We start from the raw sequence: 20,050 nt of genomic DNA on the forward strand, positions 1-20,050 counted from the left end.
TTACATATTTCTGCGATATTGCCCGCCCACTTCGTAGAGTGCTTGGGATATCTGTCCAAGAGAGGCAACTTTCACAGTCTCGAGTAGTTCGCCGAAAACATTTCCCTTCTCTTTGGATGTTTTTTTCAAAGTATGGATGGCGCCCGCCGAATCTTTTTCATTTCTTTTATGAAAGAATTCCAGATTGGAGATTTGTTTTTTCTTTTCCTCATCCGTGGAACGGATCACTTCGCCGGGAATCACCGTGGGAGAACCGTTTTTACTTAGAAAAGTATTCACCCCGATGATAGGATATTCTCCGGTGTGTTTTAAAGTTTCATAATGCAAGGATTCTTCCTGAATTTTATTCCTTTGATACATTCTTTCCATGGCACCTAGAACCCCGCCTCTTTCCGTGATACGATGGAATTCTTCCAAGATCGCGGCTTCCACAAGATCGGTAAGTTCGTCGATGATAAAGGAACCTTGTAAAGGATTTTCATTTTTGGCAAGACCTAACTCACGATTGATGATAAGCTGAATCGCTACGGCCCGGCGGACGGAATCCTCCGTAGGAGTCGTGATCGCTTCATCATAAGCATTCGTATGAAGAGAATTGCAATTATCATAAATGGCATATAACGCCTGCAATGTGGTCCTAATATCGTTGAAATCGATTTCTTGGGAGTGAAGGGATCTTCCCGATGTTTGAATATGATATTTCAACATTTGGGATCTTTCGTTTGCGTTGTATTTATAACGCATTGCTTTTGCCCAGATCCTACGTGCCACACGACCGATCACGGAATATTCCGGATCGATTCCATTGGAAAAGAAAAAAGACAAGTTCGGAGCAAAATCATCAATGTTCATTCCCCGACTCAGATAATATTCCACATAGGTAAATCCGTTGGCAAGAGTGAAAGCCACTTGAGTGATCGGGTTGGCACCTGCCTCTGCTATATGATAACCGCTGATGGAAACGGAATAAAAATTCCGAACATTTTCTTTGATGAAATAATCCTGGATATCTCCCATCATTTTCAGCGCAAATTCAGTGGAAAAAATACATGTATTCTGTGCCTGATCTTCCTTTAGAATATCCGCCTGAACCGTTCCACGCACTTGGGACTGAGCATCCTTTTTGATTTTTTCATATGTGTCTTTGGGAAGAACCTGATCTCCCGTCACACCCAAAAGTAAAAGTCCCAATCCATCGTTTCCTTCCGGAAGATTGCCAGTAAACGTAGGTTTGGTGATTCCCTTCGATTTGTAAATCTCTGCGATTTTTTTCTCCGTTTGTTCGAGTAAACCTTCTTTGCGAATGTGCTTTTCACAAGACTGGTCGATCGCCGCATTTAGGAAGAAAGCAAGCAACATGGGGGCGGGCCCGTTGATCGTCATGGAAACGGAAGTGGACGGATCGCATAAATCAAAACCAGAGTAGAGTTTTTTGGCATCATCCAACGTAGCGATGTTCACTCCGGAGTTTCCGATTTTTCCGTAAATATCGGGACGAAGATCCGGGTCTTCTCCGTACAAAGTCACGGAATCAAAAGCAGTTGACAGACGTTTGGCGGGAGTTCCGGAACTGAGATAATGGAATCTTTGATTGGTTCTTTCCGGTCCTCCTTCTCCTGCAAACATTCGGGTAGGATCTTCTCCCGCTCTTTTATAAGGATAAACTCCTGCCGTATAAGGAAAAAAGCCGGGGAAATTTTCCTGATAAGACCAACGAACGATCTCTCCCCAATCGACAAATTTCGGTGTGGCGATCTTAGGAATTTTAAGATGGCTGAGAGATTCGGTAAAGTTTGCCACCTTGATCTCTTTTCCCCTTACAAAATAACTATAATTCTCCGCACGAAAACTAGCGAGTCGTTCCTGCCAATTTTCAATATGGATTCTGGTTTCGGCAAACATCGAATTCCAAACGGATTGAAATTCCGCATTCAATTCGGAAACATCCTTTCCTTTCTTTTGAAAATGATCGATGGTTCCTTTCAATTGAAAGGCCTGCCTGGCGAGGGAAGATTCCTTTTCCACAAAAGCATCATTGCGACCAATTTCTTCTTTGATCTCCGAAAGATAACGAACCCGGTCGGGAGGAAGGACCACCGAATATTCATTAGATGAATGATTGTCCCGGAACTGAGAAATCCAATTCAATTTGTTTTTGGAAATGATATAATCGATCAAGTTGCAATAAAGTTCATCTGTTCCCGCATCCTGAAATTGGGATGCAATTGTGCCGTAAACAGGCATCTCATCAATGGATTGTGTAAATGCCTGTTTGGAACGTTGGTATTGTTTTTTAACATCGCGTAACGCATCCAATGCGCCTCTTTTGTCAAACTTGTTGATCGCAATCAGGTCGGCAAAGTCGATCATATCGATCTTTTCCAATTGTGTTGCCGCTCCATACTCGGGTGTCATTACATACAATGATACATCGGATACCTCGGTGATTTCCGAATCACTTTGGCCGATCCCCGCAGTCTCCACAACGATCAAATCGTAACCTGCGGATTTTAAAATCTGGATGGCACCTTTTACACTTCTGTTGAGCGCAATATTCGCTTCGCGAGTGGCAAAAGATCGCATATACACCCGTTTGTTGAAGATGGAATTCATCCGAATTCGGTCTCCTAAAAGTGCCCCTCCCGTTTTTCTTTTGGAAGGATCAACGGATAATATCGCAATGGTTTTTTCCGGAAAGTCGGTGAGAAAGCGGCGAACGAGTTCATCCGTCAAAGAAGATTTACCCGCTCCTCCGGTTCCTGTGATACCCAAAACGGGGATTTGTTTCTCAGATTTTGGAAAATCCAATTTGAGAGAAAGTGAAGGAGAGTCCTGTAATAATGCGAATTCCATCTGAGTGATGGCTTGGGCAAGAGCCAAAGGATTTTTATTCAGTACTTGCGACTGCAAATCCCCGTTAAATGATAATGGAGTTGGAAAATCGGAGCGCTTCACAACGTCATTGATCATCCCTTGCAAACCCAAATTGCGTCCTTCGTCGGGAGAATAGATATGTGTAACTCCGTATTTGTGCAATAGATCGATCTCGGAAGGAAGAATCGTTCCTCCCCCACCACCAAACACTTGTATATGAGAAGCTCCGTTCTGTTTCAGAAGATCGATCATGTATTGGAAAAATTCAACATGCCCGCCTTGGTAGCTGGTAATTGCGATTCCTTGCACATCTTCCTGGATGGCACATTCCACAATTTCCTGAACACTTCGGTTGTGTCCCAAATGAATGACTTCCACCCCGCTTTGTTGCAATATCCTTCGCATGATATTGATGGAAGCATCGTGCCCGTCAAACAGGGATGCCGCCGTCACAAAACGTATTTTATTTTTTGGGGAATAAGGGGATAGTTCCATTGTCATACAAATACAAGGTTCTCATAGGAATTGAGAAGATTCAATGTTAAATTGAACCTTCTCTGCCATAGTTTTGGAACTATTCTTGTTAGGATTCTTTAATCGGATTCGGGATTGGCGATCAAAGAACGAACCCTTTGTTCCAAAATCTCCGTCAGTTCCTTTGCCGCTTTCTTTTCCGGGCCTTGTGGAAACTCGGAAGGCAAAATCGGTTTTCCGATATTGTAACGGATTTTGGTTTTGAAGGCTTTTCCGGATAAGAATGCTTCCGGTTTGGACATATTGGTCGCACCACTGATCCCGGAAGGAATGATGGGAACATTGGCACGAATGGCAATTTTTGCCGCCATTGCTTTGAAAGCACCGATCTCTCCGGTTTCCGAACGGGTACCTTCGGGATAGATGGAAAGGATTTCTCCCTCTTTCATCAAATCCACCATGTAATTTTCCAATTTTTCATAGTACTGCATAGCAGCACGTTTGTCCATGGTTGTGGATTCTCCCGCAGCATCTCGGATGATGGGCATACTTCCCCAATTGATTAAATTGGCTTTAATGATCCCGCCGAGAGATTGCAAAGTTGCTTCCACCAATGGTTTGGTAAAACTAAGGGGGGGATAGGAAAACGGGGAATTCTTATGATTGAGATACTTTAAAATCTCGTCTTGAGGATGGTAAAGTTCGTATTTGCCTAAATAAACGATCTTTCTTTCGGCATAAGCGCCCTGAACGGGAATGTCCAGATAATCCGTGTGATTGGATACGAAAAGGGCACCCCCGGTTTCCGGGATGAAGTGAGAACCGGTGACTTTCACATCGTAAATCAGTTCCAAAAGATTTCTTAAAATGGTTTTTGGGACTTCGCGGGGAATTACGAACAGACTCTCTAAAATATCGTTTTCTTTTTCGGTGGATTCCATAGAAACACCGATCATTACAAAATAAAACTTTATGAAATCAAGTTGGATTTTCATTCTAGATGGAAAATCCTATGAATGATTCCTTTTTTTCCAACCAAGCGATCTGGTTTTCCCAGGCACCACTCGATTCACTCCATAGCTTGGACCCAAGTCTAGGTACGATCTTCCATTTCCTCTCCGTCATTTGTCATTTTTTGGGGGGAACGGTTTTCTTTCTCGGGCTGATTTCCACTACCTTTGTATTTTTCAGCCCCAAACGTTCCCTGGAGCTTTCCTTCGCATTATTGACTTCCGGGATCGTCATCGGCCTTGCCAAATTTTATTTCGAAAGCCCGCGGCCGTATCCTTACCCGGAAGCATTTGATGAAAAAGCATTCGGTTTTCCATCGGGGCATGCGTATTGTGCGGTTGTCGTATGGGGACTGTTAGCTTATCGAATTAAAAATCTGGGATTTAGGATTTTAGCATTAGCAGTCATAATACTCACTCCTTTTAGCAGAATGTATCTGAAAGTTCATTTTTTAGGAGATGTTACTTTCGGTTTTCTGATGGGATTGACCCATTTGTTTTTAATTATACTGATATTAAGGGCTTTGGATAAAAAATCCCTTCCTCATTATTTTTTCAAAACGGAAAAATACAGAACTTTGGGACTTCTCGGAATCGTAATTACAATTTCTTTGCTTCTGCTGGATTCCCGTTACCATTCCAGTGAACATTACCATAGTTTGGCGGGAGCAGTTACCGCGTCGGGAGCTCTTGCGGGGTTTTGGATGGGTTTGCTTTTTTATCCCAGATTTTCCGAAGAGGAAAACTTTGATTGGGGGTTCCCTAAAAAGGACGGAAAGTCGGATTACCAATCCATATTTGTCCGGTTAGCTGTTCTTTTTTTGTTCTTAATTGTATTTTATATTTTACCATCGCTTGCCATTAAAAATACAATCTGGAAGGATGATTTGTTTTTGAAATATCTGCGTTATTTTTTAGTGAGTTTCGCTTTGGTTTTGGGATTTCCGGTTCTTTTGCAAAAAATCTCCCAAGGACGTTTTCTTTTCTCCAAGTAAGAATGAAAAAATTCAAAAATCTATTCTTACTGCTAAAATCGGAACTGAGACGGGAAGGAGTTTTAAAAAACTCTTTCTTTGTCAGCGCTTCGAAAGCACTTTCTTCCGTAGCAAATTTAGTATTTATGATCTATTCGGTCAATTTGCTAAGCAAAACGGAAAATGGCAAATTTCAATATTACTTAAGCTTATTGCCGGTAGTCCTTGCCATCGCTGAATTCGGTCTTCCTACAGCTTTGATTAAATACATTTCTCCTTTGGTGGAAAAAAAAGAAAATCCCGGTGCGGTTTTACGAGCTTCTCTTCGTATCAAATTTTATTCCTTCCTGGCACTTGCACTATTGAGCCTCTTTGCCTTTGCCGTCACAAATGAAAACTATTTCGTGCTCATAATACTTTTGTTTGGTGGTCTGATCGTATCCTTTATCTCTTATTTCGAAAGCCTATTCGTATCCTATCGAAAGTACAGCTCTCTCTCTCTTTGGAATCCACTTCCCAACTTGGTAAGGCTGAGCGTACTTTATTATTTGGCAGAAACCTCCATTCATCCTTTGACTTATCTGGATATACTCACTATATTTGCGGTATCTCCTTTGTTTGTGTTGTTTCTGTTTTTTTTCTTTTTCAGAAAAGAAGGGCACCTCTCTTGGTCCGCCCCCAAAGAAGAAGTGAAAGAAAAAGAAAGAAAATTGATGCTCTTCAATCTTTGGGCGTTTGCAGCATCCATCTTGGCGATTCTTTCCGATCGTCTGGAAGTATTTTTTCTCAACCAATTTCATCCTTCCGATATCGTAGCTGATTACGGAACCGCGTTGCAGTTGTTTAGCGGATTTATCATTATCCTCGCCACTTTCAATTCCATCATTTACCCGAAATTATCCAGGCTCGCAGATACGGCCGAATTCGCCGATTTTTTAAAGAAGGCAGTTGCACTGGGAGGACTGATTGCCATTTGTTTATTGCCCGGAATATTTTTGGCCGAGCCCATCTTGACATTGTTATTTGGTGCTAAGTATTCCAATTCGATCTCAGTTTTTAAAATTTTATACCCTAACTTCCTATTACAATTGGTATTTGCCCCTTTGGGAATGGCGCTTTTCGCGTTGGGCCAACCTCGCATGCTTGCGGGGCTCGCCTTACTTAGATTAGTATTCGGAGCTTTGTTCGATTTTTGGATCATTCCAGATTGGGGAGCAAATGGCGCAGCGGTCTCACTTTTTTTAGGACAGATCGTATCTTGGTTGATTCTCGTAGGTTATTTTTTGGCATATTTTAGACGATAGACATTTACGGCAAAAGCGAAAGCAGCTCGCCAATGAAATATAAGTATACTATCCCCGCCCTATCGACATTGGGTGGGGTTAACCACCCGCCACCCAATGCGTTCCTTCTACCACGCCACCTTACTTTGATAAAGTGAAATTTTCGATTTTGATTTTTTTATGAAAATAAGTTCGCCTTTTTGCCAGGTGGGCGCTTCGGATGGGACTTAATCTGTGGTACCTACCACAGCACGACCGCGCTTTCCGCTTCGATCGCTAGCGCGGGCAATGGTCACAAATTTTCGGGAATGACTTTTTCGTGTAGTTCCGTATAAATTTTTTCCAATCTTTCCCATTCATTGGAACTTTTATTTAAACCGTATAACTTTAAATAGGCGTCTTTGGCGGATAATCCAGCAGATAGGTATTCTTTGTAAAGAACCAATGCTATTTTAAATTGAAGATTGAAATTGAAAACATCGAAAACGCGATCGATTTTAGCTCCCGCCTTTTTCTCCAAGTTTGCCACTTGAAATTCAGGCAGGCCCAGGATTCCATATCCCGGTTTGGAGTCGGAACGAAGATCTGATCTGGTCTTTGCCCAAACATATAGAAAAAGATCGCTGTCAGGAATATGGCCGCCTAACTTAGTTCCGTCCGGCAATTGTAGCCTTTGTCCCGAGCGAACCACCGCATGAGTGAATTCTTTTTTCTCCCGAAGACTCAAGTTTGAATTTTTTTCTTCTTCCGTTAAAAAATAAAGAACCCTTTCTTTTTTACTTAAGCTTTCTTTGGGAAAAAAGTGACTCAGATCTCTTGAAAAACGAGTATTCGCCTCTCTACCTGCTAAGAAAACCAGTAGAAAAGGAAAAATGAAAAGTCCCCAGTATTTGTATTTTAAGATTCGTTTCACTTTCCCTATAATCATCGGCGCAAGTTTACTTCTTCTATTTTCTTTTTCTACGGAACTACTTTCCGAATCCTATTCCGGTTACCTATGGGACGATTATAAAGCGCAAACCGACTGGGGGCGGGTCAAAGTCAGATCCATTACCCGGCTCGAAGAATCAAAGCCGGAGCGGGAAGAAGGTTTTGGTTTTTATCATAAGATTTTCGGAGCCGGGGTTTTTCGTTCTCAAAAAGGAGGAGAAAACAAAGACGAAGCCGGCAAATACATAGGTGCCGTCACAGGCAATCCTCAATTCGGGTTTTATTATCAATCAGGAAGCAGCTTCCTGTCGATGACCTTGGCACCAAGGGTGATCGCATCAGAATCCAAACTCATCGAAGAAAAAAGGAATTCGGTTTGGGACGCGGAAGGCATCGTTTCAATGGGAACAACCGTACAAAATGTTCGGGTCAACTTGGAAGGAGGAAGAGGCTGGCAAAGATTGGATGGATTCGGATTTTTATTCAATGGAATGGCAAATTACGGCCAAATCCAACTGGCGAAAAATGAAATCATTTCCCTATCCTTAATCTCCCTTAGAATGAAACCTGAGGAAGAATCTTTTAACCCGAAAGCATGGAATTATCAAAGAAAAGAAATTTGGGGAGGAGCAATTCGATCCAATGACTTGTTATTTTGGGAAAATTTGCAATTCTTCGGTTATGTATACAAGGAACCGAAACTGGTAACCTCGGACAATCAGCTCACACCCAATTCCACATTCGGTGCTTTTCTTTATACCGGCTTTGAATTTCGGTCTAAAAATTTCTGGGAAAACACTTCCGTAGATTTATCGGTCATTCGCCTAACAGGAAATAGGAAATTCAAATCCTATCCCTGGGAAGAATCGAAACAATCGACCAATTCCATTTTGGCTTATGCATCCGTGCATGGAGAACTCCAAAATATCCTACTGTCTTTGTCGGGACTTTATACAAAAAAGGATAAAAAGGAAAGATCAGATTCGGAAAGCAACGGTTATGCGGCACCTCTTGCTGAACCGAGAGTTATGGGCGGGTATTCTTCTTTTTTACTTTATGAGTCGGTGTCTCTTACCAACGATCGGGTGTTTTACGATATTCTGGATAAAAAAACACCGGGATTCGAAAACAAGGGCATCCGAATGATAGGAATCCAATCAGGTTATCAATTTTATTCTTTCTTACGAGGAGACATTTTCATCAATCGGTCTTATTCCGAGATGGGAAAGGGAACGGAAATCATTCTAAAAACAACGTCACACTTGGAACAATGGGTCAACGGATTTATATCCGCTTCGGTGGCTTATGCAAAGGTGGAACAAAACGGAGAAAACAACAGGGAATTTTTTAGAATCTACCTATCTTCCGGTTTTCAATTTTAATAAGTCCATCCTTTGAAAACCCGAACTATATTTCCTTTTTCGTTATAATGGATCTCATCAATATTCATCTTAGTCAAAAAGATTCCCCGACCACTCAGTAAATTGGCTCCCGGATTTTGGATCGGATCAGGCACTTCAGCTAAAACAAACCCGTCTCCTTGGTCTTCAATCGTGACAGTCACTCCTTTTTCCGTCACCTTTGTAGAAACGGTTATCAATTTTCCATAATTGCAATTGGCACAACGTTCTTCCACAAATTGAAAATAATCCTTTCCCGATTCCAGAAAAGTCTGTTTTTCCTTATAGGTAATACCGGCTGCTCCGTGTTCGATGGCATTGGAAAGTAGCTCGTAAAAAACGACTTTCAAGGAAAGCAAATCGTCTTCCTGAATGTTGGGATTGGCAACTACTTGTTGCACAAGAAGTGCCACATATTTGTTTATATTTTTAATTTTAGGCAAAAGGGAAATTTTGTATTCCCCTTCATTGAACATGGCGTCTCCCGATTTGTAGAGAGCGATCGTATCTAAATCCGCATTTTCAAATTTTTTGATTCGAAGACGAAGGGACTCCATCTTGAAAGGTTTGAGAAAAAAATCAACAGCACCCAAACGAAATACATCGATCGCAATTTGAATATCACTGTCCCCTGTGATTACCACAAATGGGGTATAGATTTCCTTTGCTCTTAACTTTTCTATAAACTGAATACCGTTTAACTTCGGCAAGCTGATATCGGAAATGATTAAATCAAAATGGGAACCTAGCGCTATATTGAGTGCCTCTTCCCCGTTGGAAGCAAGCCACACTTCATAATCGCTTTTAAAATATTCGGAAAAAAGATCTCGAATGTTTTCTTCGTCATCTACAAAAAGGATCTTCATTTTCGGTTCTTAACTGGCTCTCTATTGGATGCCCATTTTTGTAATTATGCAAAAATTATTTTTATGTGATCCGATTATTCTTCTAAATTTTGAACTTTTCCGATCTTGTAGGTTGATTGCAATTCCGATTGAAGCGTCTGGATATCTTTTCTTGTGAAAACGGCTATTTTACCGCCGGAAAATTCAAAGGCAAAATAACCGGTGTCATCTTTATCAAGTTTCGCCTTCAATTGATTGAGTGAAGTCACTCTTGTCCCGTTCACCGTTTCTAAAATCAAATCTTGGAAATCCTGATAGCCTACATTTCCCTCTAACGGAAATACCCTGCTTAAAATCACGATCCTTTCCCGTAGAGGATGCGTTTTCTTCTGGTAAAAGTCGATTAAGTATAAAAGTTTTTTCTCGGATTTCACCCTGTATTCATTACCAAACTCTTTCAAATAAGAACCGGTTAACTCGGTAAAGAAAAAACCTCCCACGATCAAGTAGGTAGGCTTACGATCCGGTGCTTGTTCGGGAATGAGAAATCCGTCCGTTTTGAAAGGGGCGAGCTTATAAGAAATGGTTTGTTTGGAATGATTTCGATACAGAGTTAAATCCACAGAGGAACCTGTCTTTTTCAAGTTCCCTTGAGAATCCCTTAGAATCAAATCCATCACACGATCGTAACGATCCCAATCATTCAAAGAGCTTAAGGAATTTCCGCCGATCGACAAAACCAAGTCTCCGGGGAACAGACTGTAAGCCGGGCCTACTCCGGGAAAAGATTCGGAAACCAGTACTCCTCGTCCGATATCTCTTGCGTAATATTCTTTTTCGGAAGGAGTGAGATGTACATCAAAGATCCATCCGGGATGAGGAAAGGAACGGATTGCGCCCGTTTCATTTAAAAAATACCTTACGTATTCCGTAGGAATCAAAAAATCAAGATAAGTGATACCACATAACGTAGATTTGCTGAAAGAAAAATTGGGATCTTCTCCTTCTTTTTTCTCCAGCAAATAGGTTTTGATCGGTGTTTTGGAAAAAGGAAGTTGAACATATCTGGACTTTCCGGTAGGGCAAAGTTTTTTTATCGACTTTTCCTCCAAGGAGACCGCTTTAACTAATTTTTCTCCCTCAAACGCCTGTAAGAGGGTAAAACCCGTTTCCGGATCGTAAGCTTCCACTTTCAACTTAGGAGTGGAAAAATCGAGTGAGTCAAATTCCGCAAACAAAGGTTTTTGTTGGGAAAGGGTTACTGTAAAAAACAAACCCTTTCCTACATGAATCGCTTTTCCTCTTTTGGAAAACGGCTCTCCTACAATCCAGGGATTTTGGTGGCTGATCTTCTGAAACACAACCTGCACATCAATCGAATTGGCGTCTTCAATATTGCCTGCAGTGAGTGCAAAAACACTTGCGATATATAATATGAATATCAGGAACTTATTCTTCATAACCGGCTCCGTATCTTTTTTTAACGCGAACGTTGATTCCATTGACGGACTCCGGGTTTAGAATGATGGGAAGATCCATTCCTCTAAATCGCAATACTATGAAAGTTTTTGCGTTGTCCTTCCAGATTTTTTTCAAATCATTCAGATCTTTGGGAACAATCCCGTTGAGAGATTCCAATACCTTGAATTTATACTTTTTGTATTTTGCAGTTTCAGAATCTTCAAAAATAAAGCTAAGTACGATGTCCCGATTCGTATAACGGTAAAGTATATCCTGGATGAAATAACTGTAATGGTATTTTAACGAACTATCCAAATCACCGTCCTCCGAATTGAAAAAGGATCGGGATACAGGTTGAAAAACAAGCCCGGCTTCCTGAAGATAATTATCAGTTACCTCCCGGTACAAATCCAAAGAAAAGTTTTTCTGTAGAGTCGCTTCCGCCTGATATTTTTTACCGGAACGGTACAGTTCGAAAGAGATCTTATTTCCCAACTGTTTGCTTTCAATATAATCCACCAAGGAGACCATTACTCCTTGTTGTTTCAGTTCTCCGTCCGCAGTTACGGACAAACCGTCCAAAGAGACTAAAAAATCTTTCTCTTTCAAAGTATTCGAAAAAGTGGAATTGGGATAAACCCGATTCAGAAAGATCCCCGATTCTTCCACAGGAATCTTTAACACTTGTTTTAAGGAAACGGGAGATCCGCTTTGAAAAGTAAAACCCAAGCTGGGAAATCCGTCGTATTTACCGTCAATCACATCCGTTAAAAAATGTTGAATGATATCATTCGGAATCAAATAGGCAACGTCTCTTCCTACTTTACTGATTTGAAAAACCAAACCGACCACTTTACCGTCTTGCACAGCAGGGCCGCCCGAATTTCCCGGAAGGATGTTTGAATTTATTTTAATTACATTTCTAAAATCAAGACCGCTGAAACTATAACGGTTTTTTTCCAAACGCAAAACCGATCCTTTTTCCACTGTCAGGTTTTCCTGACCGTTAGGAAATCCTAACACGAGTAAATCAGATCCCAATGCAGGATAGGCCTCGGCAAAACTCAAAGAACCTGTGTTTTCCGCAAATCCCTGTTCCGTTACCTCAAGCAAGGCAAGATCGCAATCATAACCGATAAACTTCACATTGGCGGAGTATTCTTTTTTACTCGCACCGGTTCGAACCGTGATTCTTTTTGCATCCATCACCACATGTGCATTGGTAAGAATGGTATTCTTGGAAATGACAAGTCCTGAACCTAGCCCGGTGCTTAGATTTTTTTTCATCCAAGGTTGGATCTTGTTTTCCGTCGCAAATCCTTCGCTGCGAATCAACACCACAGATCGAAAGATCGTATCAACGCTCGGATCTTCCTGTGCGGACAATCCCGCGACGAAAATACAGCTGAAAAATAGAATGAGATGGATTGAGAACGATTTATTCATAATAAAGCTTGAATTCCTCCCAGAACGCCTGTTCGTTGGTAATCTTTCTCATACGGAGTTTGGCATAAAACCGTTCTCCCTTTTCCGGCAATCGGGAGATTTGATCGGAAACAACCAATCTGCCTTCGTTATTTCCGGGAATGCGGGCAAGTGCATAAGGAGTATCTTTCACACAGGAAATTTGAAATACGTATGAGATGGTCTTATCCCAATAAAAACTTTCATCCTTTTCTAAAAACACGAGGGGACAGGATTCATCAAAAAAAACTTCCAAATTGCTGGGAGCTTCCCTTCTGCGATTTTTATCATAAGCAATCGTGCGGAAATAAATAAGATTCGGATTTTTCAATTCGCGATAGATTTCTTTTTTCTCGGACTTTCTGGTAAACGGAGAACGAATATACTGAAATTCCGTATCATCTTTGTTATTCGAAACCGACGCAGTTTCAAATTTCGTATTTCCGAGTGAAATCTCTATATAGTTTTTAGTTCCTATTTTATGAATCCCTATCAAACGAAAATGCCTTTCCGGGATTTGTCCTTTTCGGGAAGAATGTGCAAAATGAATCAATCCTTCCCTGGGTTTTCCATTGCAAGAAACGGAAAAATATTTCACAGTACCGAAACTCTGAGTCAAAATCAGACTACATCCGTCCTCGTCCGCTTTCGCAAAAAGATGTTTTTTACCTATCGAATGTTTGATCGAACTAAGTTTTTCTTTTTTATTATCTTCTCCCAGACTTTCATATAACTTGCTTAAGTTGATTTTGGGGGAGTTGGGAATGATTTCTCCTGATTTTAAATCGTATTGAACGATAAAAATAAGTAAAAATAGCAACTTCAGTATCTTGGAAGAAATCGAATTCATATTGGACCAGGTAGTATTCAATATCGGAGGATCGCCCCCCTAGAATTGATGATCCGGTTTCGATTTCTTTTCGAATTATGTCTCGCAAGAAAAACGATTTTGTTTTTTGGTTTTCAGGCTTTCAAAAAAGAGAGGGGTGGAAAGTAATGTACCGATAAGGAGATTTTTTTGAACTGGAGCTTTCTTAAAACAGAGGTTGAAGCGGGTGATTTTCTAATCGATTGCAGGTCCCAAACTGCATATGAAGAAGAAACTCTAGATGGAGCCTTTTATTTCCCATTTATCAAAAAGGCATTTGGTTCTGACCCGGAATCACAAAAGAAACTCTATGGGCCTATGCTTGCAGTTACGCAAGAGATCCAAAAATCAAAAAAAACAAGAGTAATTGTCTTCGATGAAGGCATGGGTATGTTTTCTACCCGGATGGTTTTTCTTCTTCGCGGGATGGGCATCAAAGAAAGTTACGTTCTCTCCAAAAAATGGCCATTCGAAGGAAATAAAAAACCGGGCACATTGAAATTAGAATTCCCTCCTTCAGATAAAACCAAACCGATCGAAGGCGTCGTAGACAAAGCCTTTATGGAAAAAAATCTTACCAAGTTACAAATCTTCGATGCTCGCACAATGGACGAGTATGAAGGCAGACTTCCCCGCCTAACTGCTCCGGAAGAAGGAACTCTTTGCGGACGTCTTCCCGGTGCTTTCCTTTGGGATTGGCGCAATCTATATGATGCGGAAGCAAATTTGATTGATCGTTCTTTATTCAAAAAACGCCTGAATGGTTTCCCTTTTATGCCGGAGCGACCTACTGTGATTTACGATTACAACGGAGCGCGTTCTTGTCTACTTGCGTTGATGCTACAAGAAGCAGGATATATCGATATCAGCACATACCAAGGTTCTTGGTTTGAATGGAGAAAATCCAGTCTACCGAAACAAGCGGTATCCGTATTCGGTCAAAAAACAGCTACAGCTGCTGCACCTCGCGTAGGTGGAGTTGATCGCAAGAAAGTATAAAAAAAGATTTACTAAATCACCAATGCCATAACGAATCAAAGGACTTCCCACGGAGGATGTCCATGGCATTGGTTCGCATTTCTCTCACCCTTCTTTTTCCCTTTCTAATCAGTTTTTACTGCTCTACCCGAACAATTCGACTTCCTTCCTCTCCACTTAGCATAACACCTATTAATTCTCAAATTTCATGGGAACAAACCGTCGATTCGATCAAAATTTTTCATAGCAAGTCCAAACAGGAATTTATCTCTCTGTCTCTGGATCGCCCGTTCATAAGGGCGGCCGAAGGAAATGCCGATGTCAAATACAGAATGGCATCGTTTCGTTTCAAAGACGATTTGGTTCGAATTTGCAACGACCAAATCATCGAACAAGTATTAGTTGAAAACGGAAAATTGGTCCTCAAGGGAAAAGTTTCCGGCAAAAATTGTGACAGCGGTTTTTCACTTAAATTTATTCCTCAATCCGAAAAAGAAGTCTCGTTTTCACTGGAACTTTCCGATATTCGCCTAAACAGAGTTTGGTTTTCTTACGATAGCAAGGAAACAGAATCCTTTTACGGTTTCGGAGAACAATTTTCCAATGACAACTTCAAAGGCAAAACTCCTTTTATGTTCACTGAAGAACAAGGTGTAGGAAGAGGAGATCAACCAATCACCACAGGTGCCAATCTTTTGGCGGGTGCAGGCGGAAACGAATACACTACTTACGCACCCATCCCCCATTATATCAGTTCCGAGAATCGTTCCTTATTTATAGAAAACAGCGGTTATTCGAAATTCGATCTGACGGATTCAAACTCGGTATCCATCGAACTTTGGGAAACCAATTTGCAAAACGGACTCAAAGGGACAATATGGATCGGCTCCCATCCCAAAGAATTGGTAGAAGCTTATACCAAAAAAACAGGTAGGTTCGCACCACTTCCCGATTGGGCATACGGAACTTGGCTCGGAGTGCAGGGCGGAGCGGAAAAAGTTACCGCAATTGTCGACCAAGCCAAAAAAGCGGGAAATCCTGTGACGGCGTTATGGATCCAAGATTGGTGCGGTAGACGTGTTACCAATTTCGGAGATCAATTGAAATGGAGATGGTATGCGGAAGAGACTCTTTATCCTGATTTCAAAAACTTCGTAAAAAGCATGAACGGGAAAAACATCCAAGTACTTGGTTATATCAACTCCTTCTTAGCAGACACAGATCCTAAAAAACCGGGAGGAGACGATTTTACAAATTCGCTTCTTACCGAAGCAAAAAACAAAGGTTATTTGGTCAAAAATTCGAAGGGAGAAGATTATCTCATTCAGACAGTTGGTTTTCCCGCTTATCTCATCGACTTAACCAATCCTTCCGCTGTGAAATGGACCAAAGATCTGATCAAAAAGAATATGATCGATGTAGGACTATCCGGTTGGATGGCGGATTTCGGAGAATGGTTGCCGTATGACGCAAAGCTGTTTTCAGGAGTGGATGCAAAAGTTTATCATAATAAATATCCTGTGGACTGGGCACGGATCAACAGAGAAGCGATCAAAGAAGCCGGCAAAGAAGGAAAAATCGTTTTCTTTACCAGAGCGGGATTCAGTTATTCCAATGCATACTCCACCTTATTCTGGGAAGGCGATCAATTGGTGAGTTGGGGAAAACACGACGGCCTTCCCTCTTCCATCTTGGGGCTTACTTCTTCGGGAATCAGCGGATTTGCTTTGAATCATAGCGATATCGGAGGATATACTACCATCTCCAACCCGATTGCCAATTACCATAGATCCAAAGAGCTGTTGCTTCGTTGGGCGGAAACTTCGGCGTTTACACCTGTATTCAGAACTCATGAAGGAAATCGTCCTTTAAAAAACTGGCAAGTATATCAATATACGAGCAAAGAAGGAGTCGCATCCCGATCGGATGAAGAAACGGTAACGAAGTTTGCGGAAATGGGAAAATTACACTATGCTCTGAAAGATTATTTCACTGAACTCGTGTTAGAGGCAAATAAAACCGGCTTACCGGTAGTTCGTCATTCTTATCTGGTGGAACCGAATGATACTGAGATACGTAAATTTCCGTATCAGTTTTTTGTGGGGGACGATTTGCTCTATTCCCCGATCACGAAACCCGGACAAACGGAAACGGAGGTTTATTTACCCAAAGGAGAATGGGAGCATATTTGGACGGGGAAAAAATTCCAAGGGAACTTTGTCTATCAAGTGGAAGTTCCGTTGGGCAAACCGGCCGCATTCATTCGATTAGGTGGAATGAAAGAGAAAACTCTCCGCGGCTTTATTTCCAAAATCGGAAAATAATATGAAATTCGCATTGATCGGAGACATCCACGGTTTTTGGAATGAGAAAGATGTGGAGTATTTCAATAACTCAGATTATGATTTTTTATTTTTTGCAGGAGATTTTGGAAAATTAGGTTCCTTCGGAAAAATCGGTTTCGATTTTTCCCTCCAAGGATTGCAAAAGAAAGCGTATCTGGTCCCCGGAAATTGGGATGGAACCAACGTATTAGGACTACTCGGAGAAGTAAAAAACCTCTCCTTTCTCAAGTGGTTGGGGAGTTTCGGTTATGCAAAACGAATGAGAGTTTTTTCCGAAAAAGTCCGGCCTCTTCCCATCATGGGTTATAGTACAGTCGTACTGTCCGAAGAAAAAAGTTTAACACTTGTTGTGGGGCGACCTCATGCAATGGGGGACGGGTTTAGTTTTGCAAAAAATCTATCTTCCGTGTACGGAGTTAGCAATTCGGAAGAATCCAAAATCAAATACAAGGCTTTGATCGATTCCGTCTCCCAAGAAAATCTGATCTTCCTATCACATAACGGATCTTATGGTCTTGGAGACAAACCCACTTCGATATACGGAGCCGATTTCAAAAAAGAAGGAGGGGATATCGGAGATGAAGACCTTCAATTTGCAATTCAGTATGCAAAACAAAAAGGTAAAAAAGTGCCTGCCGTTTTATCGGGGCATATGCACCATCATTCTCCCGTATCAAAAAGAGAAAGAGAATCGGTCGTATATACGGGCGGAACTACTTATATAAATGGAGCAAAAGTACCGCGCATTCGGAAAGGAAAACATTTTCATACAAAAATAGAGTGGAACGGCGGTTCTGTGACTGCCATACCTATTTGGGTATAAATTCTATCATTTGCTGCTGGTAAATACGAGAGTCGGTTTTTTCATGGTATTCAATATGAATTGGTTTTAGAACGACATAATGTTCTAAGTTTCATATATAGCGCTTATGGAAGAAATCACTACAAACGAATCCGACTCGGCCCATGAAAAACTTGATTACCAAGAGTTACTAAACCAATACAAAGAAGCGATCGACAAAAGTACGATCGTGTCTATGACCAATCTTTTGGGAAAAATCACCTATGCGAATGATGAGTTTTGCAGATTATCAAAATATACAAGAGAGGAACTCATCGGCAAACCTCATAATATCGTCCGCCATCCCGATATGCCGAAAGAGAGTTTCAAAGAAATGTGGGCTACCATCAAGGCAGGTCAGATTTGGAAAGGTATAATTGAAAATAAGGCGAAAGACGGAAGCAGATACATTGTCAATACTGCGATCATTCCGATCAAAAACCCGGACGGAACCAACAAAGAATACATCGGTATCAGAAGTGATATTTCGGAATTGGTATTTTCCCAAAACAAAGTAAAATCCTTACTCTCAGCTAGTTCCAAATTCGTACCGGATCAGTTTTTAAACGAATTAAAACACAACGACCTAACATCCATTCAACCGGGTGCCGCAGCCAATTTGAAGTTAACCGTATTATTTGCCGACATAAGAGGATTCACTTCTATCTCTGAAAAACTTTCCGCTGCGGAAATCTTCAAAGGACTCAACCAGTACATTTCCCAAATCGAGCCGGTGATCACCAAACATTCCGGTTTTATCGATAAATTCATAGGAGATGCTACCATGGCACTCTTCCATAGAGCGGAAGACGCGTTGAATGCCGGTTTGGAAATGTTGGAGGTATTGGAAGAATGGAATACATTTCTGGCCCAAGGAAACCGTTCCCCGATTCGAATAGGGATCGGAATTCATACGGGCCCTGTCATTTTAGGAACCGTTGGAACGGAATCCAGAATGAACACTACTGTCATCGGTGATACTGTGAATGTAGCGGCCCGTCTGGAGAAGCTCACCAAACAAGCGAAAACTCCTCTTTTGTTCACCGAATCAACCTATCGCGAAATCAATCCGGAAGGAAAGTCGGTTCAAAGAATCGGCAAATCTATGTTACGTGGTAGATCCCAATACACCACAGTTTATACCGCAAAACTTACTGTTTAATCCGTAAGCCCTGTCTCGATATTTATAGTCCCGCTCAAGATCTTATGCACGGGGCAGGCATTCGCCACTTGCAATAATCTTTCTCTTTGCGCCGGGGTCAAATCTCCGATCAATTTGATATTGCGAATGATTTTGGTTTGGTCGGGAGCTGTTTTTTCCAGATTGAGAGAAACTTCCACCGCATCCAAAGGCATTTCTTTTCGATCAGCATACATCCGTACGGTGATCGAAGTGCAGGAACCGAGTGCAGCGACCAGAATTTGTGTAGGAGCGGGACCTAAGTTCGTTCCACCGGCTTCAGCCGATTCATCGGCCGTCCATCGGTGGCTGCCGGTGTCAATGGAAGTTGCATACTTTGTTTTTTCCGTTCGAACGATGATATCTTTTGCGAATGAGTTGGCCATATCTTATTTCCCGAAGACGGATCACAGAAAACAAGAATTATTTTAAAGTTAGCTACTTAATCTTTGCACTTCCGACATCGCACGTTCCCGATTGGCAAGCATTGCTTTTTCCACGAGTTTTCTTTGGTTTTCAAATTCAGTTTCATTCATCTCTCGTGGAATATAAATGGGATCTCCGTAGGAAATAACAAAGGTGGTGAATGGTTTGGGAACTCTATGTCTATCCCAAGCCTTTTCCAGAATCCACTGCCTCGTACATTCATAATGAAAAGGAACAATGGGAGCTTGAGTGATTTGTGCCGCGGCGATTAACCCCGGTTGCACGATGAGTGCCGGGCCTCTGGGTCCGTCCGGAGTGAACGCGGCGGAAAGTCCTTTCTTGAGATGAACGATCACCGCTTTCAAAGCTTTGGATCCGCCTCTGGAAGAACTTCCCCGAATGCTGGTATTTCCGAATCTCAATACAACCTGGTTGATAAAATCACCGTCTTTGGATTCGGAAATAAGAACTCCTACGTTTTTGCCTCTATGCAGATAAGGGGAATATAATACATTTGTATGCCAAATGGATAGAATCAAAGGAGATTTTTTTGCAACTAACAAATCATAGGGTTCTTTTCCGATTTCTTTGAATCGGGAAGTAAATCCTATGCATCTTTGCAAAAAACAAACGATAAGAGGAAGTAACCAGACCAGGAATTTTCGTTTCATAGAATATTTTTTAAATTTTAAGAGTG

General features: G+C 41.5%; 16 protein-coding genes. 7 read left to right on the forward strand and 9 right to left on the reverse strand.

The window, feature by feature from the left end:
• Entirely contained in the window at positions 1-3,369 is a 3,369-nt protein-coding gene (locus tag DI077_RS16895) for a methylmalonyl-CoA mutase family protein (protein ID WP_167837225.1), read from the reverse strand.
• A 98-nt stretch (positions 3,370-3,467) separates the two neighbouring features.
• Positions 3,468-4,289 carry a lysophospholipid acyltransferase family protein gene (locus DI077_RS16900; protein ID WP_174705661.1) on the reverse strand — a complete coding sequence of 274 codons (822 nt, stop codon included), beginning with the start codon at positions 4,287-4,289 and terminating at the stop codon, positions 3,468-3,470.
• Between the two features lie 71 nt (positions 4,290-4,360).
• Between DI077_RS16900 and DI077_RS16905 the strand changes: the two genes are divergently transcribed.
• Both DI077_RS16905 and DI077_RS16910 read left to right on the forward strand, forming a co-directional pair.
• The gene (locus DI077_RS16905) at positions 4,361-5,353 is read left to right on the forward strand and encodes a phosphatase PAP2 family protein (RefSeq protein WP_174705652.1); all 993 of its coding nucleotides are present in this window, start codon (positions 4,361-4,363) and stop codon (positions 5,351-5,353) included.
• Between the two features lie 2 nt (positions 5,354-5,355).
• Positions 5,356-6,636, forward strand: coding sequence for an oligosaccharide flippase family protein (locus DI077_RS16910; protein WP_109021454.1), 1,281 nt, complete (start codon positions 5,356-5,358; stop codon positions 6,634-6,636).
• A gap of 271 nt (positions 6,637-6,907) precedes the next feature.
• Here the strand turns inward: DI077_RS16910 and DI077_RS16915 are convergent, their stop codons facing one another.
• The gene (locus DI077_RS16915; protein ID WP_242935258.1) at positions 6,908-7,528 is read right to left on the reverse strand and encodes a hypothetical protein; all 621 of its coding nucleotides are present in this window, start codon (positions 7,526-7,528) and stop codon (positions 6,908-6,910) included.
• On the opposite strand from DI077_RS16915, the gene DI077_RS16920 reads away from it, so the two are divergent.
• The gene (locus tag DI077_RS16920; protein ID WP_135354918.1) at positions 7,488-8,927 is read left to right on the forward strand and encodes a hypothetical protein; all 1,440 of its coding nucleotides are present in this window, start codon (positions 7,488-7,490) and stop codon (positions 8,925-8,927) included. The two genes, DI077_RS16915 and DI077_RS16920, sit on opposite strands and share 41 nt — an antisense overlap.
• On the opposite strand, the gene DI077_RS16925 is transcribed toward DI077_RS16920, so the two are convergent.
• From DI077_RS16925 to DI077_RS16940, 4 genes are all read right to left on the reverse strand, one after another.
• Positions 8,924-9,811, reverse strand: a complete 888-nt coding sequence (locus DI077_RS16925) for an ATP-binding response regulator (protein ID WP_109021457.1) — start codon at positions 9,809-9,811, stop codon at positions 8,924-8,926. The two genes, DI077_RS16920 and DI077_RS16925, sit on opposite strands and share 4 nt — an antisense overlap.
• Before the next feature lie 74 nt (positions 9,812-9,885).
• The gene (locus DI077_RS16930; protein WP_109021458.1) at positions 9,886-11,250 is read right to left on the reverse strand and encodes a PDZ domain-containing protein; all 1,365 of its coding nucleotides are present in this window, start codon (positions 11,248-11,250) and stop codon (positions 9,886-9,888) included.
• Positions 11,240-12,697, reverse strand: a complete 1,458-nt coding sequence (locus tag DI077_RS16935) for a S1C family serine protease (protein ID WP_109021459.1) — start codon at positions 12,695-12,697, stop codon at positions 11,240-11,242. The genes DI077_RS16930 and DI077_RS16935 overlap by 11 nt, the downstream gene beginning before the upstream one ends.
• Entirely contained in the window at positions 12,690-13,565 is an 876-nt protein-coding gene (locus DI077_RS16940; protein WP_109021460.1) for an LIC11113 family protein, read from the reverse strand. The genes DI077_RS16935 and DI077_RS16940 overlap by 8 nt, the downstream gene beginning before the upstream one ends.
• A 168-nt stretch (positions 13,566-13,733) precedes the next feature.
• Here DI077_RS16940 and DI077_RS16945 point away from each other — a divergent pair, with 168 nt between their 5' ends.
• From DI077_RS16945 to DI077_RS16960, 4 genes are all read left to right on the forward strand, one after another.
• Positions 13,734-14,582, forward strand: coding sequence for a sulfurtransferase (locus tag DI077_RS16945; RefSeq protein WP_109021461.1), 849 nt, complete (start codon positions 13,734-13,736; stop codon positions 14,580-14,582).
• Positions 14,583-14,638: 56 nt separating this feature from the next.
• Complete coding sequence (locus DI077_RS16950) at positions 14,639-16,885, forward strand: alpha-glucosidase (protein ID WP_423241754.1); 2,247 nt, start codon at positions 14,639-14,641, stop codon at positions 16,883-16,885.
• Position 16,886: 1 nt separating this feature from the next.
• Positions 16,887-17,729 (forward strand): metallophosphoesterase, encoded by an 843-nt coding sequence (locus DI077_RS16955; protein WP_109021462.1) that lies wholly within the window; start codon positions 16,887-16,889, stop codon positions 17,727-17,729.
• Positions 17,730-17,835: 106 nt separating this feature from the next.
• Positions 17,836-18,909 (forward strand): adenylate/guanylate cyclase domain-containing protein, encoded by a 1,074-nt coding sequence (locus DI077_RS16960; RefSeq protein WP_109021463.1) that lies wholly within the window; start codon positions 17,836-17,838, stop codon positions 18,907-18,909.
• On the opposite strand, the gene DI077_RS16965 is transcribed toward DI077_RS16960, so the two are convergent.
• Complete coding sequence (locus DI077_RS16965; protein ID WP_109021464.1) at positions 18,906-19,313, reverse strand: OsmC family protein; 408 nt, start codon at positions 19,311-19,313, stop codon at positions 18,906-18,908. The two genes, DI077_RS16960 and DI077_RS16965, sit on opposite strands and share 4 nt — an antisense overlap.
• A gap of 48 nt (positions 19,314-19,361) precedes the next feature.
• Complete coding sequence (locus DI077_RS16970; protein ID WP_109021465.1) at positions 19,362-20,024, reverse strand: lysophospholipid acyltransferase family protein; 663 nt, start codon at positions 20,022-20,024, stop codon at positions 19,362-19,364.
• Positions 20,025-20,050: the final 26 nt, after the last annotated feature.

The sequence above is a fragment of the Leptospira kobayashii genome, from assembly GCF_003114835.2.
Taxonomy (GTDB): domain Bacteria; phylum Spirochaetota; class Leptospiria; order Leptospirales; family Leptospiraceae; genus Leptospira_A; species Leptospira_A kobayashii.